Genomic DNA, 1656 nt, shown 5'->3' with positions numbered 1-1656 from the left:
GGCGGACGTGCCGTTGCGGCAGTAATAGGATCTGCTCACACTGGCTGCGAATGTCGCCTTCACTTTGCTTCGCGTCGATCCGGCAGCACGTAACATTCGGGGCAAAGGCGATCCGGTCATTCTCGGTTGGCTCAGTAGACACTCCGCTATGTCTTTCTTACAGTCGTGTTAGCGTACACTTTGCGACGGGATATTCTCCCATGCCAACGGAGGGCGAAGAACGAAGGCTCGCCGCGGTACTTGCTGCCGACATGGTTGGTTACTCGCGCCTGATGGAGGTTGACGAGGAAGGGACCATTGCGCGTCAGAGAGTCCACCGCGGCGAAGTAATAGACCCCGCGATCGCTGACCATAATGGGCGCCTCGTGAAGACGACCGGCGACGGTATGTTGGTCGAGTTTTCTAGCGTCGTGGATGCCGTTCGCTGCGCTATTACTGTCCAACAAGCGATGGCTTCACGCGAAGCGAAAATGCCCGAGGAACAGCGCATTCGTTACCGCGTTGGCATTAACCTGGGCGACATCGTTGTTGACGATGACGACATTTACGGTGATGGCGTTAATGTCGCCGCACGGCTCGAAGCTCTGGCGGAGCCTGAAGGGATTTGCATCTCGGGAACCGCCTACGACCATATGCGCTCGAACGTAGAGGTCGGCTATGAGTCGCTTGGCGAAGTTAGTGTCAAGAATATCGAGAGGCCGATCCGCGCCTACAAGGTTCTGATGGAGCCGGATAAGGCCGGCGCGGTGATCGACCGAGGCCAGGCATCGCGTTTCAAAGTAAGCCGTCGGCTTGTAGCCGCGGTCTCAATATTGCTGCTGGCCGGCATTTTTGTAAGCGGCTGGTGGTGGTCACGGATTGCGGGACTTCAGTCGGCCGCGCCGGAAAGAATAGCTACCGAAGCTTCCGGTAAGCCATCCATCGCGGTACTGCCTTTCAATAACTTATCTGACAGTTTGGAGAGGGAATACTTCGCAGACGGCCTCGCTGATGACCTGATAACAGACCTGTCCCGGATATCCGGTCTTGTGGTCATCTCCCGGACTTCATCCTTCGCTTTCAAGGGGCAGGCGATGGACGTGCGCGAAATCGGCACGCAGCTCGGCGCCGGCTACATCGTGGAAGGAACAGTTCGCAAGATCGGTGAGAAACTGCGGATCACGGCGCAGCTCACCGACGCGGGATCTGGCGGGCAACTATGGGCAGACCGCTACGACCGTGACATGGCTGGACTCTTCGAGTTTCAGGAAACGGTACGCAACCAGATCGTTCAGTCACTTAGCGTGAAACTCAGCGCACGGGAACAGAACTGGCTGGCCCGAAGGCCAACAACGAGCCCAGAAGCTTACGACTTTTACCTGCGCGGTCTGAAGCAGGAGAGCTTCTTCACGAGGGAAAGCAATATCGCGTCGCGCCGCATGTTCCAACGCGCGGTCGAGCTCGACCCGTCTTTCGCGGCTGCGTACTCCAAACTCGCGCAGGCCTATTCGCTAGCCCAGGAAAACCGCTGGACCGATCAACGCGAGGTATTTGCAAGGAAGGCAATCGAGCTCGCTGAAAAAGCGATCATGCTGGACGATGAATTGCCGCAGGCCTTTTGGGCTTTATCGCGCATCTATTCACGCCAGCCATTTTCCAACCCGGAAAAGTCCATGC

1 protein-coding gene is annotated in these 1656 nt (G+C 57.2%); it reads left to right on the top strand.

From position 1 onward, the window contains the following. Positions 1-200 precede the first annotated feature (200 nt). Positions 201-1656 (top strand): adenylate/guanylate cyclase domain-containing protein (locus AC33YF_RS13880; protein ID WP_491777806.1); only part of this gene is annotated, 1456 nt, incomplete at its 3' end.

The sequence above is a fragment of the Methyloceanibacter sp. genome (genome assembly GCF_058506495.1).
The sequence above is the reverse complement of the archived record's forward strand: the minus strand, read 5'-3'. Positions and strand labels throughout refer to the sequence as shown.